Source organism: Microbacterium neungamense (assembly GCF_024971095.1).
Classification (GTDB): Bacteria; Actinomycetota; Actinomycetes; order Actinomycetales; family Microbacteriaceae; genus Microbacterium; species Microbacterium neungamense.
Map to the genome: position 1 here is coordinate 2,291,302 of NZ_CP069717.1, position 15,219 is coordinate 2,306,520.

Genomic DNA, 15,219 nt, shown 5'->3' on the forward strand with positions numbered 1-15,219 from the left:
CCCTCCGACGGCGGGCCGGCGGCCGCGTTGGTGCGGCCCTGCTGGGGTCAGGTTATCGACCCGGATGCCGGGAACCATCGTTCTGCCGCGCCGATGACGAGGAAAGAAACCGCGTTCTTGCGGAACAGGGAACCGATACGGCGGCGGTCAGCGCCCGGACACCTGCCCGAAGACCTTGGCGATCGGTGCCAGGACCGGCGGCCGTGCTGCGATCCACCCGACCGCGATGACGGCGAGGGAGGCGAGGAAGACCCAGAACCCGGTCCAGGTGACGGCATCCTGCGAGGCGTACATGTGGTTGAGGTTGCGGAGGAATCCGGTGAGCATGACGAGCGCGACGTGCACGATGATGAACGCGACGAAGTACAGCATCACCGGGAAGTGCACGGCCCGCGCCCACTCGACCGGGTACGCCTTCGACAGCCGCTCCGCCTGCTTCGGCCACAGACCCGACATCCGGAATCCGGTGACCGCGGCGAGCGGGGCCGCGACGAACACGGTGATGAAGTAGGCGAGCTGCTGCAGGCTGTTGTAGTTGTTCCAGCCGTTCTCGTGCGGCCAGTCCAGCGAGACGTACTGCAGGGCGGCGGACAGGGCGTTGGGGAACACCTCCCAGCTGGTCGGCACGATCCGCCCCCAGTGCCCGGTCACGAAGATCAGCACCACGAAGAGTACGCCGTTGATCAGCCAGAGCAGGTCGAGGGCCTGATGGAACCACAGCGTGAGGCTGATCTTGCCCTTCGGGTTGCCCCGCGGCGTCCAGAACACGGTGGGGCGCTTCTCGGAGCGGACCCGGAGGCCCGAGCGGATGATCAGCACGATCAGGAACATGTTGAAGAAGTGCTGCCAGCCGATCCAGGGCGCGAATCCCGGCTCGACCGGGACGGCCGGCTCGTACTCGCCGGGGAAGGCGGCCAGGAAGTCCTGCATGAACGGCAGGCTGAGCAACGCGCGCACGAACGCGACGGCGGCGCCCGCCAGGATGCCCAGGCCCGCGGCCGCGAACAGCCCGGCCAGCGCCTGCGGCCACGTCGGACGCGGGAGACGACCCGCCGGTGCGGCGGGGGCCGCGGGGGCCGCGGGGGCCGCGGGGGTGCGCCGCGAGGCGGCGCCGGGCCAGACGGTGCGGGTGAACGGCAGAGGCGTGGAGACGTCGAACGCCGGGGCGACGGGCGGCGTCGTGGCTCGGGCGGAGGCGGCCGCGACCGGGGCGGCGGTTTCCGCGTCGGCAGCTACGGCCGCGGCGACGAGTCCGGCGGGCGGCCACGGCTCGCCGCCCTTCGTCCTGGGCAGTCCTCGGCGGAGTCGGATGCCGGCCTCGGGCGCGCGCTCACCGGACGCCGAGGGCGCGGGCGCCGGGTGCGCGGAACCGCCGGCCTGCGTTCCCTGCTCCGGGATCGGAGCATCCCGGGTCTCGGCGCGGCCGTCCGCGCCCGGGGCCGCCCCCGCGTGCGCCGACGGCTGCGGGGGCGCTGCCGGAAGGTCTGCTGCCACCGAGGCGAGCGCGGCCGGCGGCCACGGCTCGCCGCCGCGCACGCGCGGAAGCCCGCGCCGCAGCGGGATGCCGACCGTCGCCGACACCGTCTCCGGACGCCCGAGGCCCGGCTCCGCTTCGATCTCCCGATCACCCGCGCCCGGCGTCCCGGGGGTCTCGGGCATCCGTTCCGGCGACGGGGCGACCGGCGGGTTCGCAGCAGCGGGCACGAGTCCGGCGGGCGGCCAGGGCTCGCCGCCCTTCACCCGCGGGAGTCCCCGGCGGATCGCGTCTCGCTGCGCTCGCTCGATCACCGGCGTGACCTACTTCCCTCGCGCCTGCAGCGCCTCGATCAGCTTCGGCACGACGGTGAACACGTCGCCGACGATGCCGAAGTCGGCGATCTCGAAGATCGGCGCCTCGGGGTCCTTGTTGATCGCGACGATGGTCTTGGCCGTCTGCATGCCAGCCCGATGCTGGATCGCGCCGGAGATGCCGAGCGCGACGTACAGCTGCGGCGACACCGACACCCCGGTCTGCCCGACCTGATGCGCGTACGGGATGTATCCGGCATCCACTGCGGCCCGCGACGCGCCGACGGCGGCGCCGAGGGCATCCGCGAGCTGCTCGACGAGGGCGAACTGCTCCTTCGACCCGAGCCCGCGCCCGCCGGCGACGACCTTGGCCGCGCCGCGCAGCTCGGGGCGGGAGGAGGCCTGCTCGACCGCCTCGATCGCTCCGGCGGTCGCCGCGACCGCGCCGGACGGCTCGACCGCGAGCTCCTCCACCACCGGAGACGCCACCGCCTCGGCGCGGGCATCCACCACCCCCTGCCGGACCGTGATCACCGGCGCACCGGACGTCGGCGCCGAGTCCACCAGGAACGCGCCCCCGTACACCGAATGGTGGGCGACGACGCCCTCCTCGTCGCGCGAGACGCCGACCGCATCGACCGCGACGGCGAGCCTCTCGCGCACCGCGAAGCGCCCGGCCACGTCGCGCCCGGCGATCGAGTTCGAGATCAGCACCGCATCCGGCTGCACCCGGCGGTACGCGGCCTGCAGCGCGTCCACGATCGGCACCGTGAGCGCGGCGGGGTCGCCGGGTGCCGTGAGCACCACCTGCGCGCCGGCCGCGGCCGCGGCATCCGTCGCCTCCGGGGTCCCGCCGACGATGAGGGCGACCGGGCCGCCGATCGTCGAGGCCGCGCCGACCAGTCCCGCGGTGCTGCTGGCCGCTCCCCCGGCCGGGTCGACGTCCACGAGCACGAGGATCGGGTTCTCCGGGTACGCCATGTCACACCAGCCTGTTCTGCGCGAGGAACTCGACGAGGCGCTCGGCGGCGTCGCCCTCGTCGACGATCTTGATCCCGGCCGCACGCGGCGGCTTCTCCGACACCGCCGTCATGATGCTCCGCGGCGCCAGCGACGGGTCGGCGGAGACCCCCAGGTCGGCGAGCGAGAGCACCTCAAGGGGCTTCTTCTTCGCCGCCATGATGCCCTTGAAGTTCGGGAACCGGGCATCCGGCAGCGCCTCGGTGATCGAGATGACCGCGGGCAGCGGTGCGGTGACCTGCTGGTTCCCGCCGTCGGAGGCGCGCGTGCCGGTGACCCGGTCGACGCCGATGTCGACGGCGCTGAGCGCCGTCGCCTGCGCGTATCCGAGGTGCTCGGCGAGCATGGCCGGGATCATCCCGCCCGAGCCGTCGGTGGAGAGGTTGCCGGTGATGACGAGGTCGGGTTCGCCGCGGCGGATGGCGGCCGCGAGCACCTCCGCGGTGAGGCCCAGGTCGGCACCGCGGAGCTCCTCGTCGACGACGTGGACGGCGGACGTCGCGCCGATCGCCAGCGCGCGCCGGACGGATGCCGTCGCCGACTCGGGCGCCATGGACAGGGCCACCACCTCGGTGCCCGGGTTCCTGTCGGCGTGGGAGAGGGCGACCTCGAGCGCGCGCTCCGTGATCTCGTCCAGCACGACCTCGCCGGCCGTGCGATCGGCCAGTCCGGTCTCGAGGTCGAGCCTGCGGTCACCGTAGGTGTCGGGGACTTCCTTCACCAGGACGTAGATCTTCATCGACTGCTCCTCACGCCGCCTCCGAGTCTATCCGGGTGGGACTCGGTTTCACGCCGAACGATCCGCCGGTTCCGGGGCCGCGAACGGTACCGTAGAGCCGTGGCCCGACCCCGCCCGCTGCCCATCGATCCGCTCGCCGAGGCGAAGCGCCAATGGGTCGCGCACGGGTGGACGAATGCCGCGGACGGCATGGCCGTGGTGATCTCGGTGATGCGCGCCCAGCAGCTGCTGCAGGCGCGGGTGGATGCCACGCTGCGACCGTTCGGGCTCACCTTCGCCCGGTACGAGGTGCTGCGGCTGCTCGCGTTCAGCCGCGCCGGCCGGCTTCCCCTGTCGAGCGTGGTGGCGCGGTTGCAGGTGCATCCCACGAGCGTGACGAGCACCGCCGAACGACTGGTGCGCGACGGGCTGGTCACGCGCGAGCCGCATCCGCACGACGGGCGCGCCGCGATGCTGACGCTGACGGATGCCGGCCGCGACCTCGTCGAGCGGGCGACGACCGCCCTGAACGCGGAGGTGTTCGCCGATCCCGGCCTGGACCCGGGCGACGCGGCCGACCTCGTCGGCATCGTCGCCCGGCTGCGCCGCAACGCCGGCGACTTCACCGACCCCCGTCCCCTCCCGGACCCGCTCTGATGCCGGTCCTCGTCGCAGGCTGACGGCGTGGGAGAGCTGCGCATTCACACCGTCCTCGAGCCCCCGGAACCCGTCCGCCAGATCCCGTCTGCTCGGGGCGGCTGTCAGTCGCCGTCGTAGACGTAGTGGTCGAAGCGCGCGGGCACGTGCATCCGCTGCCAGGCGAGCTCCTCGTCGCGGCGGGAGCGGTCGTGCGGGAACGCCTTGGCCGTGTACCGCGGAACCTGCCGCGCGTGGCCGGCCATGTGCGCGACCGCGGCGGCCTGCCCGCACACCCGGGCCGCGGCGATCGCGGCCGGGTCGGTCGCCTCCCGCGCGGCGGCGTGGCAGGCGAACGCCTTCTCGCGCACGGCGTCGATGTCCAGCTCGCCGCGCATGAACGCCTGCGCCGCCTCCAGGGCCTCACGCGGGCGGGCATCCGACGGCCGCTCGGCGAGGAACAGCGGGAGCAGCCGCTCGGCGCACGCCACCGTCCATTCGACGAGCTCGCGGCGATCCTCCACGGGAAGCGTCAGGTCGGCGTCGTCGGGCAGCACCTCGGTCACCCCGTTCATCGGTGCGTGAAATGAGGGGGGCGCTTCTCGCGGAAGGCGGCCATCCCCTCCTTCTGGTCGGCGGTGTCGAACAGCGCGGCGAACGCCTGCTTCTCGTGCGCGAGCCCGTCGGACAGGAACGTCTCCATCGCGGCATCCAGCGCCGCCTTCGCGGCGTACACCGACGGCAGCGACTTCGATGCGATCGTCTCGGCCAGCTTCGCGGCCTCGTCCAGCAGATCGGATGCCGGGACGACGCGCGAGACCAGGCCGATCCGCTCCGCCTCCTCCGCGCCGATGAGCCGGCCGGACAGGATGAGCTCGGCGGCCTTGTAGTACCCGACGGCGCGGATGAGCCGCTGCGTGCCGCCCATCCCGGGGATCACGCCGAGGTTGATCTCGGGCTGACCGAAGGTCGCGGTGTCGGCGGCGAGGATGATGTCGCACATCATCGCCAGCTCGCATCCGCCGCCGAGCGCATACCCGGACACGGCGGCGATCACGGGGGTGCGGACCGCGGCGAAGTCGCTCCACGCGCCGAAGTGATCCGTCGCGAGCATCTCGGCGGCGGTCTTCGACTCCATCTCCTTGATGTCGGCGCCGGCGGCGAACGCCTTCTCGGACCCGGTCACCACGATCGCGCCGATCGCGTCGTCCTCGTCGAAGGCGACGGCCGCGGCGGCGACCTCCTCCGCCACGGTGCGGTTCAGAGCGTTGAGGGCCTGCGGCCGGTCGAGGGTGATCCACCCCACCCGTTCTCGTCGTTCGGTCCGGATCGTCTCGTACTCGGTCATGTCGCTCCCTCCACCGCAACGCCGCGGCAGTACCAGTATTCCCCACGGTTTGGGGCGGATCTTCACGTTCGGGGCGGCACCGCGCCGCCCCGAACGTGAGAATCCGCCCCAAACGAGAGTGGCGGGGGGGAAGTCAGACCTCGCTGTCGCGGATCTCGGTGATGATGCCCGAGAAGTCGCGCGCAGCGCCCTCGCCGGAGGCGTAGGCGGAGTAGATCTCCTGGGCGAGGCGGCCCATCCGAGCATCCGTCGAGGTCTGCTCGATCGCCTGCAGCGCGAGCCCCAGGTCCTTCGCCATCAGGGCGCCGGCGAAGCCGGGCTGGTAGTCGCGGTTCGCGGGACTGGTGGGCACGGGACCCGGCACCGGGCAGTTCGTCGTCAGCGCCCAGCACTGACCGGATGCCTGCGACACCACGTCGAACAGCACCTGATGCTCGAGCCCGAGCCGCTCCCCGAGCACGAACGCCTCGGCCACCGCGATCTGGGTGACGCCGAGGATCATGTTGTTGCACACCTTGGCCGCCTGCCCGAGGCCCGGCCCGCCGCAGTGCACGATCCGCTTCCCCATCGCCTCCAGCAGCGGCAGCGCCTCGGCGAAGTCCTCGTCGGACCCGCCGACCATGAACGCCAGCGTCGCGTTCTCCGCACCGACGACGCCGCCGGAGACGGGCGCGTCGATGTTGCGGTGCCCGGCCGCCACCGCCATCTCGTGCGCCGTGCGCGCCTCGTCCACCGCGATCGTGGACGACTCGATGAACAGAGTCCCGGGCCTGGCCGCGGCGAGCAGCCCGTCCCGGTACGCCTCGATGACGTGCTTGCCGGCCGGGAACATCGTGATCACGACGTCGGCATCGGCGACCGCATCCGCCCCGCTCTCCGCGACCGGGATGCCGGCCGCCCGCGCCGCCTCGTCCGCGGCCGGCACGACGTCGTAGCCGAGCACCTCGTGCCCCGCCTTCACCAGGTTCTTCGCCATCGGCAGGCCCATGTGGCCGAGGCCGAGGAAGCCGATGCGGGTCATGATCCGCTCCGCATCGACGCGGAGCCCGCGGGACGCAGCATCTCCCGCCCGACGATGAGTCGCATGATCTCGTTCGTCCCTTCCAGGATCTGATGCACGCGCAGGTCGCGCACGACCTTCTCGATCCCGTAGTCCTGAAGGTACCCGTAGCCGCCGTGCAGCTGAAGGGCCCGGTTGGCGACGTCGAACCCGGCATCCGTGGCGAAGCGCTTCGCCATCGCGCACCGCATCGTGGCGTCCGGCGCCTTCTCGTCGACCGCCTGCGCGCCGTCGCGCACCATGAGCCGCGCGGCCTGCAGGTCGGTGCGCATGTCGGCCACCGCGAACAGGATGGACTGCTTCTCGGCCAGCGGCTCCCCGAACGCGACCCGCTCGTGCACATACTGCACCGCGCGGTCGAGGGCCCACTGCGCACCGCCCAGTGAGCAGGCGGCGATGTTGAGGCGTCCGCCGTTCAGCGCCGACATCGCGATCGCGAACCCGCGCCCCTCCTCGCCGAGCACGGCCGATGCCGGCACCCGTACGCCGTCCAGGATGACCTGGCGCGTCGGCTGCGCGTGCCAGCCCATCTTCTTCTCCGGCACGCCGAAACTGAGGCCCTCGGCGTCGCCGGGGACGAGGAACGCGGTGATGCCCTTGGCGCCCGAGCCGGGCTCGCCGGTGCGGGCCATCACCACGTAGACGGCGGCCTCACCCGCGCCCGAGATGAACTGCTTCACGCCGGTGAGCACGTACTCGTCGCCGTCCCGCACCGCGCCGGTGACGAGGGCGGCGGCATCCGACCCCACCCCGGGCTCGGTCAGACAGTACCCGCCGAACTCGGCCATGGCGGTGAGATCCGGCAGCCAGCGGGCGCGCTGGGCGTCGTCGCCGTAGGTGTCGATCATCCACACCACCATGTTGTGGATCGAGATGTACGCGGCCACGGCGGGGTCGGCCTTCGCGAGCTCCTCGAAGATCGCGACGGTGTCCACGCGGGAGAGCCCGGAGCCGCCGGACTCCTCCCGGACGTAGACGCCGCCCAGGCCGAGCTCGCCCGCCCGCCGGAGCGCCTCGCGCGGGAAGGTGTGGTGCTCGTCCCAGTCCAGGGCATGCGGGGCGAGCTCGGTCTCGGCGAAGTCGCGGACCGCGGCGAGGATCGCCTCGCGCTCCTCGGTGCTGACGGTGGGGGTCATGGTGTCTGACATCGCGTCTCGCTTCCCTCGCTCAGTGACCGAAAGTCGGGATGACGAAGCTGGCGCCCTCACGGACTCCGGAAGGCCACCGGCTCGTCACCGTCTTCGTCTTCGTGTAGAACCGGAAGGCGTCGGCGCCGTGTTGGTTGAGGTCGCCGAAGCCGCTGTTCTTCCAGCCGCCGAACGTGTAGTACGCGATCGGCACCGGGATCGGCACGTTCACGCCGACCATGCCGACGTTCACGCGCGCGGCGAAGTCGCGTGCCGCGTCGCCGTCGCGGGTGAAGATCGCGACGCCGTTGCCGTACTCGTGCTCGGATGCCATGGCGAGGGCCTCCTCGTAGTCGCCGGCGCGGGCGATCACGAGCACCGGGCCGAAGATCTCCTCGCGGTAGATCGCCATCTCGGTGGTGACGTGGTCGAACAGGGTGGGGCCGAGGTAGAACCCGTCCTCGTGCCCGTCCACCGTGAAGCCGCGGCCGTCGGCGAGCAGCGTGGCGCCCTCGTCGATGCCCTGCTGGATGTAGCGCTCGACGCGCTCGACCGCGGCGCGGGTGACCAGCGGGCCGTAGTCGACGCCGTCGGCGAGGGACGGACCCACCTTCAGCTCGCGGACCCGCTCGACGAGCTTGGCGGCGAGCGCGTCGGCGGTCGCCTCGCCCACGGGCACGGCCACCGAGATCGCCATGCAGCGCTCGCCCGCGGAGCCGTATCCGGCGCCGACGAGCGCGTCGACGGCCTGGTCGAGGTCGGCGTCGGGCATCACGATCATGTGGTTCTTGGCCCCGCCGAAGCACTGCGCGCGCTTGCCGTGCGCGGCCGCGGTCGCGTAGATGTACTCGGCGATCGGGGTGGAGCCGACGAAGCCGACGGCCTGGATGCGGGGATCGGTGAGCAGGGTGTCCACAGCCTCCTTGTCGCCGTGCACGACGTTGAGGACGCCGGCGGGCAGCCCCGCCTCGACGAACAGCTGCGCCAGCCGCACCGGGACCGAGGGGTCGCGCTCGCTGGGTTTGAGCACGACCGCGTTGCCCGCGGCGAGCGCGGGACCGGCCTTCCAGAGCGGGATCATCGCCGGGAAGTTGAACGGCGTGATCGCGGCGACCACGCCGAGCGGCTGCCGCATCGAGTACACGTCGATCCCGGCACCGGCGCCGGTGGTGTACTCGCCCTTCAGCAGGTGCGGTGCGCCGATCGCGAACTCCACCACCTCCAAGCCTCGCTGGATGTCGCCCTTGGCATCGGCGAGCGTCTTGCCGTGCTCGCTGGAGAGCAGCCGGGCCAGCTCCTCCATGTCGCGGTGCACCAGCTCTACGAAGCGCATCAGCACGCGGGCGCGCTTCTGCGGGTTGGTGTCGGCCCAGGCCGGCTGGGCGGCCTCGGCGACGCCGATGGCCGCGGCGACGTCGCCGCTGGACGCCAGCGGCACTCGGGCCTGCACCGCACCGGTGCTCGGGTCGAAGACGTCGGCGAAGCGGCCGCTGTCCGGTTCGATCAGTGATCCGCCCACGAAATGCGGGATGGTACTAGTCATTCTGCTGACACTCCTCCGTGCCGTCATTGGCACAGTGACAGAATACTCGGGCATCCGTGCAATTGCTAGGGCTTCCTACTATCGGACCAGGCGCGGTCGGCGGGGCGGATGCCGGCGCCGCCGCGGCGCTCCCAGACCAGCACGATCTGGGCGTTCCCGGTCACCGCCGAACCCCGGGCGCTGTGGAGAATCCGCGGAACGCGCCCGGCTGTGCAGGATGAACGCCCGGCTACCCCTGCGCGTCCACGAGCACCGCGACGGAGCGGGCCGGCACGGTGACCGTGCCGCTCGCCGCGTCCCACGTGGTCGCCGTGACCACGGCATCCGCTCCCTCCGCCTGCGCGGGAGTGAGCGCGAAGTCGCGTCCGGCGAGCGCGCCGACGGTCTGGGCGACCGGTTCGGGCGAGGCGTTGAACACCACCAGCGCGCCGTCCAGCTCGGGGTCGACGTCCTCGCCGAGCAGGTCGTCGATGAGCATCACGATGACGCCGGGCGTGGCATCCGTCCCGCCGTTCGGGAACGACACCTTCTGCGCGATCAGCTCCGCGGAGCCGAGCCGGAGCAGGTCGACCTCGCCGCGCACGCGCAGCAGATCGAGAGCGGATGCCTCGGCCGCGGCGATGTCGGCCGGTGCCGGCTTCAGCGCCGGGTCCGCCAGCAGCGGCGCCATGACCGGCCACTTCTCGCGGTTGTCCGCCGCCGGCGGCAGCCCGGAGCCGAACGTGGACTCCTGACCGGTCCAGTCGATGCGGTTGAACCAGTCGCCGGAGTTGTAGCTGTTGCGGTCGAGGGACTTCGAGCGCAGCAGCTCGGTGCCGGCGTGCCAGAACGAGGGCGACTGCGACAGGGTGACGGTCGCGAGAGACAGCGTGTTCATCCGCACCCGGTCGGCCATCGGGGTGTCCCGCGGGAGCTTCAGCACCGACAGGTCGTACAGGGTCTCGTTGTCGTGCGCGTCGACGTAGTTGATCACCTCGTCCGGGTGCTCGGCGTACCCGGCCGGGGAGCCGCGGTAGTCGATGTCCTCGCCCGCGGTGGTCCGCCCGTCGCTGGTCGTGAACGCGTAGTCGCGGAGGTTGCCGGCGAGGCCGAGCTTGACCAGGTCGGTCTCGTGGCCGAGGTCGGCGAGCGCCTGCTCGACGGTGCCGTTGATCGGGTCGCCGTTCGGGTCGGTGCCGAGCCCGGTGCCGAAGCCCTGCCGGAAGGTCGACGACGAGTCGACGGGGCTGCCGCCGTGCACGGCGTCGCGCAGCCGGTCGTTGAAGGTGCCGATGCCGGTGCCGGCGAGCTGGCCCTGCACGGCCTGCTCGAACAGCGCGTTGTTCGCCACCTCGCCGAAGTTCCAGCCCTCGCCGTAGAGGTAGACGGCCTTTCCGTCGACGCCGTCCCTCTTCACGGTGAGCGCGTCCAGCGCCTCGCGGATCGCCCGCATGTTGCCGGTGGAGTGGTGCCCCATCAGGTCGAAGCGGAACCCGTCCACCCGGTAGTCGCGGGCCCAGGTCACGATCGCGTCGACCATGAGCTTCTGCGCGGCCAGGTGCTCGGTGGCGACGTTCTGGCAGCACGTCGAGGTCTCCACCGCGCCGGCGGCGTTGAGCCGGTGGTAGTAGCCCGGCACGACCCGGTCGAGCACGGAGCGCTCGCCCTGCCCGGACTCGGCGGTGTGGTTGAACACGACGTCGAGCACCACCTGAAGGCCCATGCCGTGCAGCGCGCCGACCATGGAGCGGAACTCCGCCACGCGGGCGCCGCCGTCCGGGTTCACGGCGTAGGAGCCCTCGGGGGCGAGGTAGTGGAAGGGGTCGTAGCCCCAGTTGAAGCCGTCCTGGTCGGCGACGGCCTGGATGCACTCCTGCTGGGCGGTGTCGGCCGGCCCGAACGAGGCGAGGTCGCAGGCCGGTTGCGCCTGGGCCGCGCGGTCCTCCTCGATGCTGGCGATGTCGAAGGACGGCAGCAGGTGCACGGTGTTGATGCCGGCATCCGCAAGCTCGCGCAGCTGCGCCGTGCCGGCGCTGTCACGCGCGAAGGCGCGATAGGTGCCGCGCTCCTCCGCGGGAACCGTCTCGTCGCCGATCGAGAAGTCGCGGATGTGCAGCTCGTAGATGGCGCGGTCGACGTTGCGCTCCACCGCCGGCGCCTCTGCCCTCCGCCACTGCTTCGGCTGCCACTTCTTGTCGTCGAGGTCGATCGCGACGGCGCGCTCGGAATCGACCGTCAGGGCGACCGCGTACGGGTCGGTGACGAGGTTCGTCTCGATCCGGCCGGTGGCCGGGGCGTAGACGACCACCTCCCACAGGTATTCGTCGCCCTTCAGGCCCTTGCCGCCGGTGACCTCCCAGACTCCGGATGCCGCATCGCGGGCGGCCTCGTGACGGACCGGGTCGCCGTCGGCGCCGGCCTCCCAGGTCAGCAGCGTGACGCTCTGGGCGGTGGGCGCCCACAGCCGGAAGGCGGGCCGCTTGCCGTCGAAGCTCACGCCGAGCTCGACGTCCTCGAGCGCGGCCGCAAACAGATCGTCGAGGACGCCGGGGATCTGCACGCCGGTGAACGCCGTCAGCGCGCCGGACGTGTCGCGCTGCGCGACGGCGAGCCGGGTGCGCAGGAGCGCGGCGGCGTCGGCATCCGTCACCCGCAGCGCGAGGTAGCCCTCGAGCGCGGGGAAGCGCGCGAGCTGCTCCTCGGTGAGCCCGCCCTCCACCACCTCGAGCGGGATCGGGTCGGCGCCGGTGACCTCGCCGTCGACGACCTCGAGGGCGGCGTCCGCGGAGGAGTACAGCTGGTAGGCGGCGCGGTCGATGGATCCGAGGTTCGCCGGCCAGGCGATGGTGGTCTCGTCGATCCAGTGCGCGCGCTGCTCGCCGGTGCCGGGCAGCGGCGGGTCGGCGCTGGTGATCTCGAGGATGTGGGTGGCGAGGGTGTACCGGAAGCTCGTGACCTTGCCCTCGGTGGCGCTGAACGAGATGTTCGCGCCGTCGCGGACGCCGTCGGCGCCGTAGTTCTCCGCCCAGCTCAGCCCGTGTGCCGCCTTCACCTCGTATGCGCCGGTGGGCAGGTCGTCGGTGGAGAACTCGAACACGCCGTCGCGGTCGGCGTCTGCCATCAGCGTGGCCAGGCAGTCCGGCGCCCAGTCGCCGGCGCAGCCGAGCTCGCTCTGCAGCGAGCCGGGGAGCGTGACGATCGGGCCTTCGGCGGTGGACTGCACGATGTTGGTGCGCGGGTCGAAGTAGAAGGTGATCGGGCCGCCGGCGTGGCTGATGACGATGTTGGGCCCGTCGGGCACGCCGTTCGCACCGTAGTTGATGCTCCAGCTGCCGTTGACGGCGACCTTGTACTCGTAGTCGCCGGCGGGCAGGTCGAAGGTGCCCGCCCACACGCCGTCGGCGCGCAGGGTGAGCTTCGCCTTCTCGCAGGCGGGGTCCCAGTCGCCGGCGCAGCCGAGCTCGGAGTTCAGGCTGCCGGGCACGGTCACCATGTCGATCGGCGACTCCGGCTCCTCGCCGGGCGTGAGGGTGACGGCGTTGCCGACCGAGGCGTACGTGGATGCGGCGGCGCGGTTGCCGGCGGCATCCGTCGTCACGGCGCGGTACTCGAGGAGGGTGCCGCTGTCGAGACCGCGCACGTCGTGGAAGACGCGCGGCTCGGTGTCCTCGGCGGCGCCTTCCACACCACGGCGGACAGCGCCGGCACCGTGATCGAGGTCGCCGCCCCGGCGTCGGTGGCGATGGGGGCGGCGTCCCCGTAGAGCACGGCGTAGGACGCCTCCGCGGTGAGCGTGGTGAGGTCGACCGTCTGTGCGCTGGTGGCGTTGTTCACCGCGACGAGGTACTCGACCTTCTCCCCGGCGTCGACGCGCGAGAACGCGTACACGCCCGGACCGGATGCCGCGTACCGCTCGATCTGCGCGCCGGCGTCCAGCGCCGGGTGCGCCTCGCGCAGGGCGGACAGGGTCGCGATGTGCTGATAGAGCGGGGCGTTCGTGTGGTACCGGTCGACGGAGCCGGCCTGCTCGCCGGTCACCAGCGCCTGGTTCGCGTACTCGGCGACCTCGGTGGCGAACAGCGTCTGACGGGCGTCCTTGTCGCCGCCGGGGCCGGCGAAGCCCTGCTCGTCGCCGTAGTAGACGACCGGCTGGCCGCGGCTGAGGAACATCAGCTCGTGCGCCAGCTCGTCGCGCGCCAGCGGGGCATCCGTCGAACGCAGGAAGGAGCCCACGCGCCCCATGTCGTGGTTGCCGAGGAAGGTGGGCAGGGCCGTGGCCGACGAATCCGGCGTGGTGTACCGGTCGTCCCCCGCGAAGAGGGACTGCAGCCCCTTGGCGGAGTTGCCGGAGGCGTAGCTGACCGCGGAGGACTGGAAGGTGAAGTCGAGCACCGAGTTCATGTCGGTGTCGCGGACGTACGGGGCGAGCTTGACTGGGTCGGCGTCGTAGACCTCGCCGAACATGAAGAAGTCGTCGTTGCCCTGAGCGTGCGCGTAGTCGAGCACCTCGCGGGTCCACGTCTCCCAGAACTCGAAGTTCACGTGCTTGACGGTGTCGATGCGGAAGCCGTCGATGCCGAGGTCGATCCAGTCCTGGTAGACGTCGACGAAGCCGTTCACGACGGTGGGATGCTCGGTCATCAGGTCGTCGAGACCGTCGAAGTCGCCGTAGGTGACCGACTCGCCGGTCCAGGTCGAGTTGCCGCGGTTGTGGTACAGGGTCGGGTCGTTCAGCCAGGACGGCACCTTGAGCTCGCGGTCGGCCTCGGCGATCTCCGGCGTGTACGGGAAGCTCGTGGCCGGGTCGAGGGCCGGGAAGGCGCCGCTGCCGGCGTGGTCGGCGGGATCGAATGGCGTGCCGCTCGCGTCGGTGTACGGGCGGGTCGCCTGGTCGATGTAGGAGTACTGCCCCTCGGCGTAGTCGATGACATCGGCGGTGTGGTTGGTGATGATGTCGAAGTACACCTTGATGCCGCGCGCGTGCGCGTCGTCGATCAGCGCGGCGAGCTCCTCGTTGGTGCCCAGATGCGGGTCGATGCGGGTGAAGTCGGTGACCCAGTAGCCGTGGTAGCCGGCGGATGCCGCGTCGCCGGTGCCCTGCACGGGGCGGTTGGCGAAGCTCGGGGTGAGCCAGATGGCGGTGGTGCCGAGACCCTCGATGTAGTCCAGGTTCTGGCGGAGGCCGGCGAGGTCGCCGCCCTGGTAGAAGCCCTTGTTCGTCGGGTCGAAGCCGGTGACCAGCCGGTCGCCCTCGAGCCCGCCGGTGTCGTTCGCGGCGTCCCCGTTCGCGAACCGGTCGGTCATCACGAAGTAGAACTGCTCGCCGGCGCCGGGCTGGCGCACCGGTGCGGCAGCGAGGGCGTCGTCGTCGGAGGTGTAGCCGCCGCGAAGGTCGGACACCTCGACGCCGACCCGCTTGATCGTGTCGTCGAAGGTGAAGCGGAGGGTGGCGGGCCCGGCGATCGTGAGCGGGATGTTCTCACCCCCGCCGTCGAGGCCGTAGGACTCGTCCCAGCTGTCGTTGAGCGCGACCTTGTACTGGTAGCTGCCGGCGGGCACCTCGAACGCGGCGGAGTATACGCCGGGGGCTCCGGTGGCGGCGAGGTCGGTGGCGGCGCAGTCGGGCGCCCAGTCGGCGGGGCAGCCGAGCTCGGACTGCAGGTCGCCGACGAGGGCGACCGTGCGGTCGGCGGCGGCGGCCGGCGCGGGCGCGGCGGCACCGAGGAGGGATGCGGCGAGCGCGCCGATGGCGAGCAGGGCGGCACGGCGTGAGGCTGTCGTCTTCGACACGGGTTCTCCCTGGGGGCTGGGGAGGGCACGGCGGCGTGCCCGGATCGCTGTGGGCGACGGTAGCAGGGGCGACGGACGTCGTGCAAGCGTTTGCAGAAAGTTTGGCGGCGATGCGGACGAGGCCGAGGATTCTCGGGCATCTGCTGGGCAAACGCTTCCAGTCCGCGGTGAGGGCGACGGATCTTCACCCCGGGTTCACCGCGCGGCCAC

At 71.9% G+C, this 15,219-nt stretch carries 9 protein-coding genes and 1 pseudogene; 1 reads left to right on the forward strand and 9 read right to left on the reverse strand.

Features of this window, described 5'->3' with window-relative positions; genetic code table 11:
* Positions 1 to 147: 147 nt before the first annotated feature.
* The 3 genes from JSY13_RS11210 to JSY13_RS11220 are packed head-to-tail and all read right to left on the reverse strand — an operon-like array spanning position 148 to position 3,547.
* Complete coding sequence (locus JSY13_RS11210) at positions 148 to 1,788, reverse strand: cytochrome b/b6 domain-containing protein (protein WP_259606737.1); 1,641 nt, start codon at positions 1,786 to 1,788, stop codon at positions 148 to 150.
* Between the two features lie 9 nt (positions 1,789 to 1,797).
* Positions 1,798 to 2,769 (reverse strand): electron transfer flavoprotein subunit alpha/FixB family protein, encoded by a 972-nt coding sequence (locus JSY13_RS11215; RefSeq protein WP_259606738.1) that lies wholly within the window; start codon positions 2,767 to 2,769, stop codon positions 1,798 to 1,800.
* Position 2,770: 1 nt separating this feature from the next.
* On the reverse strand, positions 2,771 to 3,547 hold the full coding sequence (locus tag JSY13_RS11220) for an electron transfer flavoprotein subunit beta/FixA family protein (RefSeq protein ID WP_259606739.1): 777 nt from the start codon (positions 3,545 to 3,547) through the stop codon (positions 2,771 to 2,773).
* Between the two features lie 99 nt (positions 3,548 to 3,646).
* On the opposite strand from JSY13_RS11220, the gene JSY13_RS11225 reads away from it, so the two are divergent.
* On the forward strand, positions 3,647 to 4,183 hold the full coding sequence (locus JSY13_RS11225) for a MarR family winged helix-turn-helix transcriptional regulator (protein WP_259606740.1): 537 nt from the start codon (positions 3,647 to 3,649) through the stop codon (positions 4,181 to 4,183).
* A 104-nt stretch (positions 4,184 to 4,287) separates the two neighbouring features.
* On the opposite strand, the gene JSY13_RS11230 is transcribed toward JSY13_RS11225, so the two are convergent.
* The 6 genes and pseudogenes from JSY13_RS11230 to pulA form a co-directional block, all read right to left on the reverse strand.
* Entirely contained in the window at positions 4,288 to 4,737 is a 450-nt protein-coding gene (locus tag JSY13_RS11230) for a putative immunity protein (RefSeq protein ID WP_259606741.1), read from the reverse strand.
* Positions 4,734 to 5,510 (reverse strand): enoyl-CoA hydratase-related protein, encoded by a 777-nt coding sequence (locus JSY13_RS11235; protein ID WP_259606742.1) that lies wholly within the window; start codon positions 5,508 to 5,510, stop codon positions 4,734 to 4,736. The genes JSY13_RS11230 and JSY13_RS11235 overlap by 4 nt, the downstream gene beginning before the upstream one ends.
* 133 nt (positions 5,511 to 5,643) lie before the next feature.
* On the reverse strand, positions 5,644 to 6,531 hold the full coding sequence (gene mmsB / locus JSY13_RS11240; RefSeq protein ID WP_259606743.1) for a 3-hydroxyisobutyrate dehydrogenase: 888 nt from the start codon (positions 6,529 to 6,531) through the stop codon (positions 5,644 to 5,646).
* Positions 6,528 to 7,718, reverse strand: a complete 1,191-nt coding sequence (locus tag JSY13_RS11245) for an acyl-CoA dehydrogenase family protein (RefSeq protein ID WP_259606744.1) — start codon at positions 7,716 to 7,718, stop codon at positions 6,528 to 6,530. The genes mmsB and JSY13_RS11245 overlap by 4 nt, the downstream gene beginning before the upstream one ends.
* A gap of 19 nt (positions 7,719 to 7,737) precedes the next feature.
* Positions 7,738 to 9,240 (reverse strand): CoA-acylating methylmalonate-semialdehyde dehydrogenase, encoded by a 1,503-nt coding sequence (locus JSY13_RS11250; RefSeq protein WP_259606745.1) that lies wholly within the window; start codon positions 9,238 to 9,240, stop codon positions 7,738 to 7,740.
* Positions 9,241 to 9,469: 229 nt separating this feature from the next.
* A pseudogene (pulA, locus tag JSY13_RS12760) lies at positions 9,470 to 15,009 on the reverse strand (pullulanase-type alpha-1,6-glucosidase).
* Positions 15,010 to 15,219: the final 210 nt, after the last annotated feature.

Coding starts and splice junctions, on each gene's coding strand:
- JSY13_RS11250 (WP_259606745.1), bottom strand. CDS start 9,240: ATGACTAGTACCATCCCGCATTTCGTGGGCGGATCACTGATCGAACCG.
- JSY13_RS11230 (WP_259606741.1), bottom strand. CDS start 4,737: ATGAACGGGGTGACCGAGGTGCTGCCCGACGACGCCGACCTGACGCTT.
- JSY13_RS11245 (WP_259606744.1), bottom strand. CDS start 7,718: ATGTCAGACACCATGACCCCCACCGTCAGCACCGAGGAGCGCGAGGCG.
- JSY13_RS11220 (WP_259606739.1), bottom strand. CDS start 3,547: ATGAAGATCTACGTCCTGGTGAAGGAAGTCCCCGACACCTACGGTGAC.
- JSY13_RS11215 (WP_259606738.1), bottom strand. CDS start 2,769: ATGGCGTACCCGGAGAACCCGATCCTCGTGCTCGTGGACGTCGACCCG.
- mmsB (WP_259606743.1), bottom strand. CDS start 6,531: ATGACCCGCATCGGCTTCCTCGGCCTCGGCCACATGGGCCTGCCGATG.
- JSY13_RS11235 (WP_259606742.1), bottom strand. CDS start 5,510: ATGACCGAGTACGAGACGATCCGGACCGAACGACGAGAACGGGTGGGG.